The organism is Methylomagnum ishizawai (genome assembly GCF_900155475.1).
GTDB classification, from domain to species: domain Bacteria; phylum Pseudomonadota; class Gammaproteobacteria; order Methylococcales; family Methylococcaceae; genus Methylomagnum; species Methylomagnum ishizawai_A.
On record NZ_FXAM01000001.1, the window covers coordinates 3,762,455 to 3,778,596 of the forward strand.

At 61.6% G+C, this 16,142-nt stretch carries 13 protein-coding genes; 11 read left to right on the forward strand and 2 right to left on the reverse strand.

Annotated features, from left to right (window positions below; genetic code table 11):
* The first annotated feature begins 63 nt into the window (after positions 1-63).
* Positions 64-2,430 (forward strand): hybrid sensor histidine kinase/response regulator, encoded by a 2,367-nt coding sequence (locus B9N93_RS16785; protein WP_085215397.1) that lies wholly within the window; start codon positions 64-66, stop codon positions 2,428-2,430.
* 28 nt (positions 2,431-2,458) lie between these two features.
* Here B9N93_RS16785 and B9N93_RS16790 read toward each other — a convergent pair whose 3' ends face one another.
* Positions 2,459-2,767 (reverse strand): hypothetical protein, encoded by a 309-nt coding sequence (locus B9N93_RS16790; RefSeq protein WP_085215398.1) that lies wholly within the window; start codon positions 2,765-2,767, stop codon positions 2,459-2,461.
* 148 nt (positions 2,768-2,915) lie between these two features.
* Here B9N93_RS16790 and B9N93_RS16795 point away from each other — a divergent pair, with 148 nt between their 5' ends.
* A complete protein-coding gene (locus tag B9N93_RS16795) occupies positions 2,916-4,853 on the forward strand; it encodes a C13 family peptidase (RefSeq protein ID WP_085215399.1) in 1,938 nt (645 codons plus the stop codon).
* A gap of 14 nt (positions 4,854-4,867) precedes the next feature.
* Here B9N93_RS16795 and B9N93_RS16800 read toward each other — a convergent pair whose 3' ends face one another.
* Entirely contained in the window at positions 4,868-5,734 is an 867-nt protein-coding gene (locus tag B9N93_RS16800; RefSeq protein WP_085215400.1) for a GGDEF domain-containing protein, read from the reverse strand.
* A 434-nt stretch (positions 5,735-6,168) separates the two neighbouring features.
* Between B9N93_RS16800 and B9N93_RS16805 the strand changes: the two genes are divergently transcribed.
* The 9 genes from B9N93_RS16805 (at position 6,169) to B9N93_RS24875 (ending at position 16,110) form a co-directional block, all read left to right on the forward strand.
* Positions 6,169-8,142 (forward strand): hypothetical protein, encoded by a 1,974-nt coding sequence (locus tag B9N93_RS16805; RefSeq protein WP_139826515.1) that lies wholly within the window; start codon positions 6,169-6,171, stop codon positions 8,140-8,142.
* Between the two features lie 310 nt (positions 8,143-8,452).
* Complete coding sequence (gene nifL / locus B9N93_RS16810) at positions 8,453-10,051, forward strand: nitrogen fixation negative regulator NifL (protein ID WP_085215402.1); 1,599 nt, start codon at positions 8,453-8,455, stop codon at positions 10,049-10,051.
* Positions 10,052-10,061: 10 nt separating this feature from the next.
* Complete coding sequence (gene nifA, locus B9N93_RS16815; protein WP_085215403.1) at positions 10,062-11,612, forward strand: nif-specific transcriptional activator NifA; 1,551 nt, start codon at positions 10,062-10,064, stop codon at positions 11,610-11,612.
* A 320-nt stretch (positions 11,613-11,932) separates the two neighbouring features.
* Positions 11,933-13,201: a tyrosine-type recombinase/integrase gene (locus B9N93_RS16820; RefSeq protein ID WP_085215404.1), complete on the forward strand. Its 1,269-nt coding sequence runs from the start codon at positions 11,933-11,935 to the stop codon at positions 13,199-13,201.
* Positions 13,202-13,296: 95 nt separating this feature from the next.
* Positions 13,297-13,485, forward strand: coding sequence for a hypothetical protein (locus B9N93_RS16825; RefSeq protein ID WP_085215405.1), 189 nt, complete (start codon positions 13,297-13,299; stop codon positions 13,483-13,485).
* Positions 13,463-13,729, forward strand: a complete 267-nt coding sequence (locus B9N93_RS16830) for a type II toxin-antitoxin system RelE family toxin (RefSeq protein ID WP_125469034.1) — start codon at positions 13,463-13,465, stop codon at positions 13,727-13,729. Before B9N93_RS16825 ends, B9N93_RS16830 begins: the two co-directional genes overlap by 23 nt.
* Positions 13,730-13,986: 257 nt before the next feature.
* On the forward strand, positions 13,987-14,193 hold the full coding sequence (locus B9N93_RS16835) for a hypothetical protein (RefSeq protein WP_085215406.1): 207 nt from the start codon (positions 13,987-13,989) through the stop codon (positions 14,191-14,193).
* On the forward strand, positions 14,172-14,573 hold the full coding sequence (locus tag B9N93_RS16840; RefSeq protein ID WP_217807314.1) for a type II toxin-antitoxin system VapC family toxin: 402 nt from the start codon (positions 14,172-14,174) through the stop codon (positions 14,571-14,573). Before B9N93_RS16835 ends, B9N93_RS16840 begins: the two co-directional genes overlap by 22 nt.
* A 232-nt stretch (positions 14,574-14,805) precedes the next feature.
* Positions 14,806-16,110, forward strand: coding sequence for a hypothetical protein (locus B9N93_RS24875; protein ID WP_125469035.1), 1,305 nt, complete (start codon positions 14,806-14,808; stop codon positions 16,108-16,110).
* Positions 16,111-16,142: the final 32 nt, after the last annotated feature.

Here is a 16,142-nt window from a genome sequence, read left to right on the forward strand (position 1 = left end):
GTCTGGATTCGGGAGTACAGTAGGGCTTTTCCCCCCGCCCGACGCCATCCGCGCCCCCTGCCCATGACATCCGACCGCCCCGACCCGCCCGGCTCCCCGCTCCCGGCGGATTCCGCCGAGCGCCCATCCGAACCCGCCGCCTTCCACGAGCGGGCTTTGCTGGACAGCCTGTTGGCGGCATCTCCGGCGGGGTTCGCCTATATCGACAGCGATTTCCGCCTGGTCCGCGTCAACCCGGCCCTGGCCGGATTCGTCGGCATGACGGTGGAACACATGCTGGGTCGCCAGGTGGCCGAGGTGGTGCCGACCCTCTGGCCGCAACTCGAACCGCTCTGCCACGCCGTCCTCGCCGGAGGACACGCCCCCGCGAGCCTCGAAATCGCCGGGCGAACCCCCGCACAACCCGGCACGCTCCGCCATTGGCTGACCCACGTCTACCCGGTGTGGCCGGACGGGTCCGCCGCCAGCGCCGGAATCGGCATCGTGGCCCTGGAAATCACCGCGCAGAAACACATCGAAGCCGCCCTGCGCACCAGCGAGGAACGGCTGCGCCTGGCCCACGGGCGCTTCGTCGCCGCCCTGGAAGGCTCGCCGGTGGTGGTGTCCGCGCAGGACCGCGACCTCCGCTATACCTGGGTCCACAATTCCACCCTGGGCTTCCGCGACGAACAAGCGCTGGGCGCGACCGATGCCGAGTTGTTCGAGCAGCCCGCCGACGCCGCCCGCCTGACCGCGCTCAAACGCCGGGTGCTGGACACCGGGCAGCCCGCCCGCGAAGAGGTGTCGATCCTCGGCCAGGGCGGGCCGCACTGGTACGATCTGGCGGTGCGCCCCCAATACGCGGCGGGCGCGGTGGCCGGCCTGGTCTGCGCGGCGATCGACATCACCGACCGCAAGAACGCCGAGGAACGCGCCCGCAACAACGAGCTGCGGCTGCGGCTGGCCCTGGACGCGGCCCGGCTAACCTCCTTCGAATGGGATATCCAACGCGACCGGGTCCGCCGCTTCATCGCCCCCGATGCCCCGTCCACCAGCCCGGAAGACGCCCCCAACCATTTCGGCGCGGTCTGCCGGGCCGTGCATCCCGAAGACCGCCTGCGCTTCATCGCCCAAATCCACGCCGCGCTGACCAGCGCGGACGGCGGCTACGAGAACGAATTCCGCATCCTCCATCCCGATGGCGGCAGCGCCTGGGTCTACGAGCGGGGCCGGGTGGAACGCGACGCCGCGGGCCGCCCGGTCCGGTTGCTCGGCTTGTCGCAGGACATCACCGAGCGCAAATGTTCCGAACACGCCCTGCGCGAAGCCGACCGCCGCAAAGACGAATTCCTCGCCATGCTGGCCCACGAACTGCGCAATCCCCTGGCCCCGATCCGCAACGCCGTGGAAATCCTCAAGCGGCGCGGCGAACTGTCCGAGGTCCAAATCGGCGGTTGCCATTCGATCATCCAGCGCCAAACCGAGCATCTGGCGCGGCTGGTGGACGATCTATTGGACGTATCGCGGATTTCCCGCGGCCAGATCGAACTGCGCAAAGGCATGTTCACGCTCACCGATATCCTGCAACGGGCCTTGGAAACCAGCCTGCCCCTGATCGAATCCCGCCGCCACGAACTCAGCCTGCACCTGCCCGAGGCACCGCTGTGGGTCGAGGGCGATCTGGTACGGCTGGCGCAAGTGGTCTCGAACCTGCTCAACAACGCCGCCAAATACACCGATATCGGCGGCAGCATCCGGCTCGGGGTCGAATGCGCCGACGGCCACGCCCTGATCCGGGTGGAGGACAATGGCCGCGGCATCGACCCCGCCGTCCTGCCGCACCTGTTCGACCTGTTCTACCAAGTGGACCGCACCCTGGACCGTTCCGAGGGCGGGCTGGGCATCGGCCTGTCCTTGGTGGAAAAGCTGGTGGGGATGCATGGCGGACAGGTCGAGGCCCATAGCGCGGGCCGGGGCCGGGGCAGCGAGTTCGTCGTCCGCCTGCCCTGTCTGCACGAACTGCTGGGCGTGGACATGGACGCGGCCACCCAGCCCGGCCCGATCCGCAAAACCGGCGAGCGGCTGCGCATCCTGGTCGTGGACGATAATTTCGACGCGGCGGACAGCATGGCGCTGCTGCTGCTGGGCGAAGGCCACGAGGTGTTGACCGCCTACGACGGCGAAACCGCCCTCGACCTCGCCCTGAACCACCAACCCGCCGTGGTGTTACTGGATATCGGCCTGCCGGGAATGGATGGCTACAGCGTGGCGCGGGAACTGCGGCGGCGCGGCGCGGCACCGGCGACCCAGTTGGTCGCCCTGACCGGCTACGGACAGACGGAAGACCGCGAGAAATCGCAATTGGCCGGATTCGACCGGCATCTGGTCAAACCGGTGGATTTCGACGCCTTGCAAGCGGTGTTGGCGGAATGTTCGGACCGCCCCGCCTAGGGACGGCCCGGAATGGGGACGGGACGGGCTATTCCGCCGCCCCATCCTTCACGGTGGTTTTCAGCAGGAAGAACCTATAGGCCACCCAGGCGCAGAGGATTCCCACCACCACCCAGGAGTGGCTCATCAGGCTGGCGGACAGCGTGGTCTTGGCGGCCACGCCCCGGATGCCCGCCATATACGGCCTCGATACCAACATCATCCAGGCCCAGGCGGGCACTTGGTAGGCGATGGCACCGGCCACGCCCCAATGCATGGCTTTCGAGCCCAGCCGCTCCGCCGTGCGATAAAACCAGAACGCGATCCCCGCGGTCAGCAACATTGAAATCAACACCATGGCATGGCCTCCTCTGTAAGAATTATCGGATTGTGCGCCGACCTGTGCCGGCCGGTCGGGTGCAGATTAACCGATAGCCCACCCGCAAGAAAGCCAAGCCGCTTCCACACCCCCCGGCCCGGAATCGCCCACCGACATAAAACCGCGCATGGAAATCCGCTACGAACCCACCCCCGCCGACACCGCGGCCCATCTCGGCTACCTACACCAGCAAGGCCACTCCCCGGACCCGCCGTTATGGACCGTCCTCCTGGGGTTAGGGCTGGGCCTCGCCGTCGCGGCCCGGGCCGACGCGCCCGATTGGCGCGATGTGCTGCTGTTCGGCACCGCCGCCTTGTTCGGGCTGTCCGGCCTGGCGCTGGCCTTGTGGCGGCGCTGCTATCCCGATACCGCCGACACCGCGCCGCCCACGGGCGTGTGCCGGCTCGTGGTCACGCCCGCCGGGCTGGTGCGGGCTGCGGGGCCGAACGCCGAATTCCTGGCTTGGCCCGACCTCGCGGCGTTGGTGGAAGGGCCGGAGCATTTCCACCTGCACGCGGTATCCGGCCCGGTCTGGACCTTGCCCAAACGCGCCCTGCCCGAACCGGACGGTCCTCAAACCTTGGTCGATCTCGTCCACCGCTATTGGCAAGCCCAGCCCGGCCACCAGCGCCGGCGCTTGCCGAACCGGCCTGAACGCCTGGGCCGCCGCGTACTGGCGGGATTCGCGGAAGCACTGCGCGGCGGCTTCCGGCTCGCGCTGTTCAGGCCGCTGGCGGGCGGCGCGGTCCGCACCCTGGGCGGTGGCGTGCTGGCCGGGCTGCTGGCTGTACGACTGGGAGTGTCGGCGTTGGGGGATTACGCCGCCGCGCTGCCGCGGCCGCGCTTCGACGCCTACGGCTTGATCGACCACGGGGCCGGGATGCTGCTGTTCCTGCTGAGCGGGCTGGCGCTGGGCGGCCTGGCCCGCGATACCAAGCCTCTGCTGGGCTTGCTGGGCTTGATCGCGGCGGCGGAAGGGCTGACCTCGATCCTGTACCGGCTGGCCTATGCCGCGCTGCCGGGCGGTTGGGAAACCACCGCGCCCTGGATCGGTTGGGCCTTGTTCCTGGCGTGGTTCCTGTGGAACTTCGCCATCGTGTTCCGCGCCGTGGGCGGGGTTTACCGGCAACCGGCCCCGGCGGCGCTCTTCCTCGCCAGCGCCTTCGCCCTGCTGGATTGGGGCGTGGGCTTCCAACTGCCGGGCCAGGAGATTTTCTATCCGGCGGAGGACGAAGCCACCGCCGCCCCGGCTCCCCGGATCGACGCCGAGGAAGTCCTCTACCGCCAGCACCGGCTCCTGCGCGAAACCACCGACGCGCTCGCCCCACAACGCCCCGGCATCGCCGACCTGTATTTCGTGGGGTTCGCGGGGGAAGCCGACGAGCAGGTCTTCGCCCACGAAGTCGAGTACGCGCTGGGCTTGTTCGACCAGCGCTTCGACACCCAGGGCCGCTCCGTCGCCCTGGTCAATAGCCCCGACACCCTGGCCCGCTGGCCCATCGCCAACCGCCACGCCCTCGACACCGTCCTGGAAGCCGTGGCCCGCCGCATGGACCCCAAGGAGGACGTGCTGTTCTTGTTCCTGACCTCGCATGGCTCGAAGGACCACAAGCTCTCGGTACGTTTCGAGCCCTTGCCCCTGGACGACCTGCCCGCCGCCGCGCTCAAGGCCGCGCTCGACCGCGCCGGAATCCACCAGCGGGTCGTGGTGGTGTCGGCCTGCTATTCCGGGGGGTTCCTGGACGCGCTCAAGGACGACGATTCCCTGATCCTCACCGCCGCCCGCCGCGACCGGGCCTCGTTCGGCTGCGGGGTGGATTCCGAGTTCACCTATTTCGGGCAGGCTTATTTCGTGGAGGCGTTGGCGCAAACCCGTTCCTTCGTCGCGGCCTTCGACATGGCGCGGCAAACGATAGAACGGCGCGAACAGGCCGAAGGCAACGAACCTTCCTTGCCGCAAATCCATGTCGGGAAGCGCATCGCGCCCAAGTTGCTGGCGCTGGAACAGCGGCTGGCGGCACCCGTGGCCCAACCCAGGCCAAGAAACCGCCCGCCGAGACCGTAGGCTAACTACAAACCTCAAATCTCAAGTCCCAAACCTCCCCCGGCCACCACCACCTGGTTCCGCCCGCCGTCCTTGGCCCGGTAGAGCGCGACGTCGGCGGCATCGACCAGGGCTTTGGGATTGACGTCCGCCATGGGCAGGGCCGTGGCGACCCCCAGACTGACAGTCACCACCCCGCCCGCACTGGAGGCGTGGGGGATGTTCAAGCGCTCCACGCCCTCGCGGATGCGCTCCGCCAACCGGGCCGCCAATTCCGGCGGGGTGTGGGCGTGGATGATGAGGAATTCCTCGCCGCCGTAGCGGGTGGGAATATCCCCGGCGCGGCGGGCCAGCCTGCGGATCACCCGTCCCACCTGCCGCAGCACGTTATCGCCCTGGGTGTGCCCATAGGCGTCGTTGTAGGCTTTGAAATGGTCCACATCGACCATGATGATCGACAAGGGATGCAGGTCGCGGGCACCGCGCCGCCATTCATATTCCAACAAAATGTCGAGGGCGCGGCGGTTGGGAAGTTGGGTCAGGGCATCGACGCTGGCCAGGGCCGTCAGCATCTTGAGATGGTGGCGGTCGCTCTTGAGCAGCGGATAGAACCACCACAGGCCCACCCACATGGCGACCGACACGAACAAGCCCAATGCCTCCGACAGCAGATCGATGGGCAAAACCCCCACCACCACCAGCCTGTACCAGCCCAAGGCGCGGCGCAGGGCCATCGCCAGCAGCCCCAAGGTCATCAGCAGCGCGGGCACATACCAGCCGGAAATGCGGGTCAACCGGAAGGCCATGGCGGCCGCGGCGAGCTGGGCGAGCAGGGACAACCCCAAAATCCAATGGATCAGCGGGGAATGCAACAAGGCTTCGAGCAGGTCCGGGGCGGGCATGGCGGGCTGTTCCTGGGCGAGGACGGACCGGACGCCGAGATGGGACCGTCCGCTTCATTGCCATAAGTATCGGCGGAAATCGGGAAATCCGCAGTCTGTTCCAATCCCGCCGTTCCCGCGCCATCCAATAAGCCCAACATCCTTGTCCGCGATTCCGGGATATGGGGAATCACGCCACGCTTCGAATCCAACCGAATGGGCATAACCGTCCGCTCACGATTGCCCTGCCCTATAAAACGCTGGAATCAGCCGTCCGGGTCCGGGCCTAAACGCCCGCCTATCCAAGCCAAGGAATAGGCCAAGCCAATCAGATACACCATAAACCATACCAACCCACACAAGGAAGTCTCAAATCATTTGATGGCGTCCAATAATAACTCTATAATTGTATTGTATTGAATCAATACCGCTCTTACTATCACTTCGAGGTGGCTATGGCCAAAACAATAACGTCCCATACAAAAAACTCCCTTCTATTAGCGATAGGCACCGTCCTGGGCTTAACCCCCCTCCTAGCCCGCTCCGCCACTCCGCCCACCGTACAACTCGTCAGTCCCAGCTTCGTGGTAGCCGGTCAACCGACCCCGTTCGAGTACAAAATCACCATCGGCAATGACGGCATCCCAGTGAAGGGTAGCCTCATGCTGGGTTTCCACCATTCCTCGCAATGGAAAGGGACGCAGATATCAAAACCCCAAGCACCGGGCTACGTATCGGTCGTGGGCAAAGTCCCCAATAACTTCAAGATCAAATTCAAGAAACTCCCCGCCAGCGCCTTCACCGCGAAAGGGGACACGCTGTACAACCGCGGCATCGTGGCGGAAGTCGCCCAGCAACCCCTACAACCCGGCGAAGTCATCACCATCGCCATCGGCAGCGACCAATATGGCGGGATACAACAAAAGCTATCGGACGACCACCATGAACTCAGGGTCATGGCGGACCTCAACGCCGATGGCAAGTTCGATTGGAGCGCCTCGCCCCAATTCGATGTGATCCCGGCCCCCACTCATCATTTCCTGCTGGTCGCGCCCTCGAAGGTGGTCGCGAACCAACCGTTCGACCTCCAGATACATGCCGAGGACGCCTTCAACAACTTCGTCAACAACAGTTATTTCACCACCCCCGTGCCCGCCTATAACGGCAAGGTCACCATCACCGACGAAAAAGGCAACATCCTGGCGAAAGATATCAAGCTCGACGATGGATGGGCGCTGACCCAGGTGCGGGTTTCGACCCCCGGCCCCCATTGGCTCACCGCCAGCGACGGCACGCTGAAGGGCGGCAGCAACCCCTTCAAGGCTTTCAACCAGGAACCCAGCTACAAGATTTATTGGGGCGATATCCACGGCCACACCAAATTCTCCGACGGCCTGGGGGAAAACGCGGAAGAATATTTCTGGTACGCCCAGACAGGGCAGCACCTGGACGTGTGCGCGCTCAGCGACCACTCCCAGAAACACTGGCCGGAAACCATAGCCGCGGTCAAATCCTTCTATAAGCCGGGGGAATTCGTGACCCTCCTCGGCTTCGAGGCCAGCCTGCCGGGTGGCCATATCAACCTGTATTTCCGTGGCGATACCGCCCCGCTCGTGGACGACTGGGCCAAACAGACCTATCAGGGCTTGACGAACAGTCTGGCCCAACAGTTCGGGACCGACCTCATCACCGGTCCCCACGCCTTCGGCCACGACTCGAACGAACCCTACGCCTTCGGTGCCTGGAACGACACCGTGGAGCGCTTCGTCGAAGTCTATTCCAAGCACGGGGCCAGCGAATATCCCGGCAACCCCACCCCGCTGCTCAACGCCAGCAAGGATATGTCCCACTACCTACAGGGCGGGCTGGCCGCCGGGCGGCGTTTCGGGGTCATCGGCTCCGGGGACGGGCACGATTCCCACCCAGGCCGGGCCTTCGGCGGGGCTTATCCCGGTGGATTGGTGGCCTTCCGCGCCAAGGAACTGACCCGGGAAGCCATCTTCAATGCCTGGCAGAACTTCCAGGTCTACGCCACCAGCGCGGACCGTATCTACCTGGACTTCACCATCAACGATTCGTGGATGGGGGCGCAACTCACCACCGGCGATCCCGTGCGGGTGCATTACGAAGTGATCGCCCAGACCCCACAGGTCAAAGCCGAACTGATCCGCAACAACACGGTGATCCGGAGCGACTCGTCGAAGCTGGGGCATATCAATATCGATTTCACCGACACCCCCACCGCCCCTAAAAACTTCTACTATCTGAGGGTCACCCAGAGCAATTCGGAACGCGCCTGGTCCACGCCGATTTGGATCGACAAACCCGGTGCGGCCGGCAAGGCGTCGGCACCGCCCGCGGTGGCCAACCCCCCGGCGGCACCCGCACGCCGGGCACCGGCCAGCGCCTCCGACGACGACATGGACTGATCGTATCCCCACCGGGGAGCGCGGCGCGATCCCGGCTCCCCGGCGGACAAGCACGGCACCCAGGCACCCGGTCAATCGGCGGCTTGGGAACCCGGCCCGCCGGACCCCGCACCAAGCCGGCCCAACCCCGCCCCAAATCGCCCTCGTCGCGCTGTCATAAAGCCCACATAATCCACAGCGTCATCCGGGCCTTGTCGCGAACCCAACAAAATCAAGCCCCTAGGCCGCGTGACGGTAGCAATCCCGACATTGGCGGGTTTTTTGCTTTATGCCAGCCTAAAAACCCACGCCCCAAGGAGACTCCACGCCGATGCGATATGAGCAAGCGTTACGCACGCTGAACCCCGACACCGGCAAGGCACTGGCCGGGTTGCCCGAACCCTCCACCGAGAATCCCCAGATGACCCCCCTGCGACTCTTCATGGAAACCATGGACCAATCGCCCGTCGCGATCTCCATCACCGACCAACGCGCCAACATCATCTACGTCAACCAAGCCTTCACCCGCATCACCGGCTACAGCCCCGAGGAAGCCATCGGCCGCAACGAGTCCATGCTCTCCGACAAGATCACGCCGAAACGGGTCTACCAAGACCTATGGGCCACGTTGGGCCAGAAGAAGGTCTGGCAGGGCGTCCTGGTCAACCGCCACAAGACCCAGGGCAAATACCTGGCCGACCTCACCATCGCCCCCATGCTGGACGAGCGCGGCGAACTCACCCATTACATCGGCATCCACCGCGACGTGACCGAGTTCTACGGCCTGGAGCAAAAGGTCAAGAACCAGAAGAAGCTGATCGAGACCGTGGTCGATTCCATCCCGGTCGCCACCGTCCTGCTCGACGCCGGGGACCGGGTGGTGTTCGACAACCTGGTCTACAAGGGCTTGACCAGCGAACTGGGCGTGGCCGAACCCGTCCAGTTGTTCCTGAAAATGCTGCGCGAAGAAATCGGCGACCGCTGGCACGACCTCGAACGCCGCGGCAAAAGCTTCCGCAACCACGAAATCCGGGTCGATCTCGGCGGCTACCGGCCCCCGCGCTGGTTTTCCTGCGCCGGTACCTGGTTCTCGGAGAACGATATCGGCGTGGAGGCTTATTTCCAGCAGCGCCAGCAAACCTACCTGCTGCTGACCCTGACCGATATCACCCAGCAAAAGCGCCAACAAGAGGAAATCCGCATCAATGCGCTCAAAGCCATCATGGCCGACGAGGAACGCATCCAGAGCCTTCGGGAAACCCTGTCCGGGGTGATCCACCAGGTCCAAGCCCCGGTCAACATGCTCTCCGCCGCCCTGAACATGCTGGAACGCCGCCGCCGCAACGGCGACGACAACGCCGCGCTGGCGGGGCTATTGAAACAAGCCTTGGATTCGGGCCAGGACACCGTCGCCACCCTGCAAGGCTGCATGCCCGACCCCGACCCAGCCAAGGTCGCCCCGGTCAACATCAACCAAGTCCTGCACGAGGTGCTGATCCTCTTGACGCCGAGGCTGCTGGCCGACGGCATCATCATCGAATGGCAACCGACGCCGGTCCTTCCCACCATCATGGCGCTGGAAAACCGCCTCCGCGCCATGTTCAAGCAACTCTTGGAGAACGCCATCGACGCCATGCGCCAAAATGGTGCGAAGCCACGCGAACTCAGGATCGCCACCCGGCCCGAAGCCGACCTGATCCACATCGTGATCGAGGATTCCGGTCCCGGCATCCCGGTGGAACTCAGGACCAAGGTGTTCGAGCCGTTCTTCTCCACCAAGGGCGGGGCCGGCCGGCAAGCGGGCATGGGCCTCGCCATGGTGCAGGACGTGGTGAACAGCCACGCTGGAATGATTATGATCGACCCGGAGTACCAAGATGGCTGCCGTATCCGCCTGCAATTCGACATACACCATTCCGCCGCGAATTAAGGGGATTTCCATGGTTGAACGCACTGAACTCGTCGAGCATGAGTTGGACGCGTTATATCAAGTCAGCCGGGTTTTGAACGGCACCCTGAGCTTGCAGGACAAACTCCGGCAGGTGTTGGAGGTGCTGCACCAGCGGGCCGGCATGAGGGCCGGACTCATCACCCTCCGGGAACTGGACAGCGACGCGCTGTCGGTGTGCGCGGTACACCGCGAAGGCGGCGAACCCCTGGACGACAAGGTGAGCTACCAACCGGGCGAAGGCCTGGTCGGGGCCATCCTGGACAAGGGCGACACCCTCATCGTCGAGCGCCTCGCCGAGGAACCCCGCTTCCTGGGGAAGCTCAAGCTCTACGACCCGGAACTGCCCTTCATCGGCTCGCCCATCCATGTCGGCGACAACGAGATGGTCGGCGTCCTGGCCGCCCAGCCGGTGGCCAACGATTGGCTCAGGGACCGCGCCCGCTTCATGGAGATGGTCGCCAACCTCATTGCCCAGAGCGCGGGGCTGTTGCGCAGCATGGAGCAGAAGCAGCGCGATTTGGCGATGGAGCGCGACCAGCTCAAGCAGACCCTGCGCAAGAACTACCGCTTCGAGAACATCATCGGCCACGCCCAGCCCATGATGCGGGTATTGGAACTGGTGCGGCAGGTGTCGAAATGGAACACCACGGTGCTGATCCGGGGCGAATCCGGCACGGGTAAAGAGGTCATCGCCAACGCCATCCATTACAACTCGGCCTGCGCCAACGGACCGTTCCTCCGGCTGAACTGCGCGGCCCTGCCCGACAACCTGCTGGAATCCGAATTGTTCGGCCACGAGAAGGGCGCGTTCAGCGGCGCGGTGACGCTACGCAAGGGGCGCTTCGAGCTGGCCCACAACGGCACCTTGTTCCTGGACGAAATCGGCGAGATTTCCCCGGCGTTCCAGGCCAAACTGCTACGGGTGATCCAGGAGGGCGAATTCGAGCGGGTCGGCGGCAGCCAGACCCTCAAGGTCAACGTCCGCATCATCGCCGCCACCAACCGCGACCTGGAATACGAGGTGGACGAGGGCCGGTTCCGCGAGGATTTGTATTACCGCCTCAACGTCATGCCCATCCATCTGCCACCCTTGCGCGAGCGTTTGGAGGACATCCCGGAACTCGCCCGCTTCCTGCTGGGGCGGATTTCCAAGCAACAGGGCGGGCGGCCCTTGGAACTCAAGGAGAGCGCCATCCGCCTGTTGATGCGTTATAGCTGGCCGGGCAACGTGCGCGAACTGGAAAACCGCATCGAACGCGCCGCCATCATGAGCCCCGATGGGGTGATCGACCGCGATGTGCTGGCCCTGAGCGGCTTCGAGGACGATTTGAACACGCCCGCGCCCAAGCCTTCCTCCGCCAGCAGCAAGGAAGCCACCATCGACTTCACCGACGAGAGCCTAGACGAACGCGAACGGGTCATCGCGGCCCTGGAGCAATCGGGCTGGGTACAGGCCAAGGCTGCGCGTTTGCTCAACATGACGCCGCGGCAGATCGCTTACCGGGTGCAGACTTTGAATATCAAGATGAAAAGAATCTGAGCGCATTTCACCCCGTGTCACCCCGTCGCATTTTTCATCTAAAGCCCTGATTCTCAGGGCTTTTTTTATGTCACCCCGTCGCATCCCATCGCACCGAATCGCATTGTTTGGGTGTACCCAAGGGTGTACCCTTTTTTTGGGTACACCCCGGCCCCTTCTGAATCTTCCCCAAAAACACGCACCAACATGGTGCTTTAACGGGTAAAAAGCCAGTAACCACGCGGGTTTGAGGCCGAAAAAATGGGTACACCCTTGGGTACACCCCCCTTTGAATAGGTCGGCTTACTACCCCCCACTTTGAATATGACGAAGGCGCGAGCATGGGCAAACTCACGGACCTGGAAATCAAGCGCAGGATCGAGGCCGGACAGGCTTTCGAGGGGCTGAGCGATGGCGACGGGCTTTACCTGCGCTGGCCCAAAGGACCGGACGGCAAGCCGTCCTACAAGAAGCCGATATGGCGGTTCCGCTACAAGATCGACGGCAAGACCCGCGTCATGAATATCGGCGCTTATGGAGCGCTGGGACTTGCTGACGCCCGGAAGCTGATTCGGGAACTGCGGGCGCGGGTGGCGCTGGGCTTCGATCCGGCCATGGAGAAGCGCCAGCGCAAGGCAGAGAACCGCGCCCAGGCGGAAATTCAAAGCCTTGTCCGCACGGTGTCCCAACTGGCCGATGAATTCTTCGCCCGCTACGTGGACGGGAAGTTGAAGCGCCCCGAGACGATCCGGCAACGGTTGGACCTGTACGTCAAGCGGTCCCTCATCGGCGGTTTGCCCGTGGATCAAGTCAAGCCGCTGCACATCGACCAGGTGCTTACCGGCATCGTCGATACCGGCAAGCTGCGCACGGCGAACGACATACTTCGGTGGCTCAAGCGGATATTCGATTTCGGGGTGACCCGGCATTATCTGGAGACCAACCCGGCGGCGGCTTTCGGTGTGCGGGACGCGGGCGGTTCGGAGAAGTCGCGGGAGCGGGCGCTGTCCTTGGGCGAGGTGGCGGCGCTGTTCGAGGCCATGAAGGCATCGGCCACTTTCAGCCCCCAGAACGCCCTGGCCGTCCGGCTGTTGTTGGCGCTGGGCGTCCGCAAGATGGAACTCTTGGGAGCGCCTTGGGAGGAATTCGACCTGGATTCCGGCGTCTGGTACCTTCCGGCGATGCGGGCCAAGAACGAAAAGGACATCCGCATTCCCTTGCCGCCGCTGGCGGTCGATATGCTGCGCGAGCTGCACGTCCTGGCCTGTGGGAGCGCCTTCGTCTTTCCGCGCCGGGGCGGGGTGGGCCGGATCGATAAGCCCATGGCCGAATCGACCTTGAATACCGCCCTTCATTCCCTGCCGCATGGCTTGGAGCCGTTCACGGTCCATGACTTCCGGCGCACCGTCCGTACCCAACTGGCGGCGCTGAACATCCCGCCGCATATCTGCGAACGGTGCTTGAACCATGCGATTCCGGGGATTGCCGGGGTTTACGACCGCTTCGACTATTTCGAGGAACGCAAGGCGGCGCTGGGCGCTTGGGCCGCTGTGCTGGCCGGGCTGGAATCGGGTTCCAAGGTGGTGCCGATCCGGGGGCGGAAGGATTGAACCCGCGTTCCACTTCGCCCCGTTGCATGGCGTATCATTCCAAGCGGACCGCGACCGTTGGAGCGGCGCATCGACACCACCGGGAGAATCCCCCCATGTGTGAATCAGCCACTTTGGAACGCATCACCCAAGCCGTGCGCGGCTTGCCGGAACCTTTGGCGGAAAAGGTTTTGGAATATATCGAAGACTTAGCCGACATTGCCGAGGCGAACGCCCGGCTTGCCGATCCGCAACCCGCCATCCCCTTGGAAGACATCATCCGTGAATTCGATTTGGAAGGTTGACTTCGATCCTAGGGCGCGGGCCGACTTCGCCAAACTGGACAAGCCCGTTCAACAGCGCATCGTCAAGTTCCTAGGCCGCTTGACGGTCGATCCAAGGCAACACGGCGCGGCGCTGCAAGGGGAAACCTTGGGCAACTATTGGAAATACCGTGTCGGGGATTACCGGCTTATCGCCGATATTCAAGACGGCAAGTTGACCGTGCTGGTTGTCGCCATCGGGCATCGTTCCAGAATCTACCGATAACCCCCACACCAAGGCGCGGTCATCAGCCTCCGAAGCATCGGCGAACTTCCCGTTCCGACCATGAGCAACTCGCCGCGCTGGTGTATCATGCCCGACAGCCGCGCCTAGCCTTTGGCCGGGCGAACCATGGACCCCCTTTCACCCATGTTGGCGCGGCTCCCCACCTGAAAGGCCAGCCCGAAAGGGGGCTATCTCCATTCCCGTTTCCCAAGGCCGGGGGAAACCCTCATATCCATCCCACCCCATGGGGAATAGCTATGCCATCCGTAGCGGAAAGGGTCTATGAAATCACGCGGAATCTGCCGGAATCGAAGGCGGCGGAAGTATTGAGGTTCGCCGAAGCCCTACAGGCCGAACCCGAGGCCGGGGAAGGCGATTTCTTCGCCCTGGCGGGTTTGTGGCAAGGCCGCGATATTGGCGCGGCGGCACTGCGGCGGAAGGCGTGGCCGGAGCGGTCCCGGTGATTCTCTGCGATACGAACATCCTGATCGAGTTCTACAAGAACAATCCGGCCATTGTCCAAGCGCTTCGGGCCATCGGGCCTAGCGCCCTGGCCGTGAGTGTCGTCACCCAAGCCGAGTTGTATTTCGGGGCGTTGAACAAACGGGAGCTATCGAGTATCCGCCGACATTTGGCGTTGATCCGGTGTATTCCCTTGGATGGGGCTATCTCGGGGCGGTTCGTCGAATTGATGGAAACCTATTCCCTGAGCCATGGCTTGGCGATCCCGGACGCGCTCATCGCGGCGACGGCCTTGGTTCATTCCCTGGAACTCTACACGCTGAACACCAAAGATTTCCGGTTCATCGCGGGCTTGGGCCTGTATATGCCCAATACCCACTGACCGGACAGAAAACAGCCGCGCCTAGCCTTTGGCCGGGCGAACCATGGGCACCCTTTCACCCATGTTGGCGCGACTCCCCACCTGAAAGGCCAGCTCAAAAGTGGCTGCACTTATTATTTTTCTAAGCCAAAGATAATCCCCGCATTGTCCATTTCTTGCTTTTAATCCACGAGGGAAATCCCCCGGCTTTATCGGGAGATTGTTACTTAACAAATAGCTTTTTAGGTGCGTTATGGCGGAATACAAAATAACAATAATAAAGCTGCAAGACAAAAAGATAATTGATTGTTTTATTAAAATATCAAAAAATCTGGGGTTTACTGATTCAAAGTGCAATATACAATTGCCAGTTGGCATTAATTATGATATTAACCTAAGTGATGACAATCAATTAAAAAAAATTCAACATATTATTGATAGCGCCGCAATACTTACGGATGAAATTAGGCTTTCGCTCAATAACGGTAGTTTTAATATATCGGTTTTTAGAGGGGGGGCCAGGAATCAACAGAAGTCGCCAATATATGACGAATTGGCTTTTAATTTTTCAGATCAGAATCAGAATAAAATATTAAATGATACAAAACTATTTATATTAAAAACTATTAATGACGATCTTAATCCATTTAACCCGGACCGGCAACTTTCTGGAGCACTAACCCCAGAGCAAGAGGCGCTTCAAGCGATACATCAAGAAACACTTAACCGCCTAGAACAGTTAAATGAAAAACTAATACAAGAAACACAGAATTTTCGGGAACGCCTAGATAAAGAATATGCGGATAAATCATCAAAACTTAATGAAGCGCACGATAAGCAACGCACCAATCTAGAAAATGAATATGCTGATAAGAAACAGGAATTAGAAGCAGAAAAGAACAGCTTGGAAGAGCTTAGAAAAAGCCTGGACGATAGAAGCAACACTCATGCAAGGCGAAAAATACGTACAGACATATTAGAAGAAGTAAAAAATAGGACCGAAAAATTTAGTTTAACGGACGGCACCGTAAAGCTTAGAACCCCAATAACGGTATCAATGATTATCCTAATCAGCATATTAGGACTAGGTGCCATTCAAGCCTCATATGAGTTCTACCAGAAATTAGGCCAAGCCGAATCATATATTATTTATATAATATCCGCTAGATTATTTGCTTTTACATTTGGTGCTGTAGGCTCACTGATTTATTTCATTCGCTGGCTAAATCGATGGTTCGAGCAACATGCACAAGCCGAATTCCAGCTCCGCCAGTTTCGGCTTGATATTGAGCGAGCAAGTTGGATAGTCGAAACCACTTTAGAATGGAATGATGCAAAGGGAACAACTATCCCAGACAAACTACTTGAAAGCTTGAGTAAAAACTTGTTTAACGATAGCTCCCAACCTCCTGAGCCTATTGCACACCCAGCCGACCAACTAGCTTCCGCACTATTGGGAAGCGCAGCATCTATCAAGCTGAAAGCTGGTGAATCCGAAATTGACATAAATCCGAATAAGCTAAATAAGCCAGTAGATAATAAAAAACCCAATTCTTAGCCAATAAAACCACCGCGCCTAGCCCTGGCCGG

Coding starts and splice junctions, on each gene's coding strand:
- B9N93_RS16785 (WP_085215397.1), top strand. CDS start 64: ATGACATCCGACCGCCCCGACCCGCCCGGCTCCCCGCTCCCGGCGGAT.
- B9N93_RS16790 (WP_085215398.1), bottom strand. CDS start 2,767: ATGGTGTTGATTTCAATGTTGCTGACCGCGGGGATCGCGTTCTGGTTT.
- B9N93_RS16795 (WP_085215399.1), top strand. CDS start 2,916: ATGGAAATCCGCTACGAACCCACCCCCGCCGACACCGCGGCCCATCTC.
- B9N93_RS16800 (WP_085215400.1), bottom strand. CDS start 5,734: ATGCCCGCCCCGGACCTGCTCGAAGCCTTGTTGCATTCCCCGCTGATC.
- B9N93_RS16805 (WP_139826515.1), top strand. CDS start 6,169: ATGGCCAAAACAATAACGTCCCATACAAAAAACTCCCTTCTATTAGCG.
- nifL (WP_085215402.1), top strand. CDS start 8,453: ATGCGATATGAGCAAGCGTTACGCACGCTGAACCCCGACACCGGCAAG.
- nifA (WP_085215403.1), top strand. CDS start 10,062: ATGGTTGAACGCACTGAACTCGTCGAGCATGAGTTGGACGCGTTATAT.
- B9N93_RS16820 (WP_085215404.1), top strand. CDS start 11,933: ATGGGCAAACTCACGGACCTGGAAATCAAGCGCAGGATCGAGGCCGGA.
- B9N93_RS16825 (WP_085215405.1), top strand. CDS start 13,297: ATGTGTGAATCAGCCACTTTGGAACGCATCACCCAAGCCGTGCGCGGC.
- B9N93_RS16835 (WP_085215406.1), top strand. CDS start 13,987: ATGCCATCCGTAGCGGAAAGGGTCTATGAAATCACGCGGAATCTGCCG.
- B9N93_RS24875 (WP_125469035.1), top strand. CDS start 14,806: ATGGCGGAATACAAAATAACAATAATAAAGCTGCAAGACAAAAAGATA.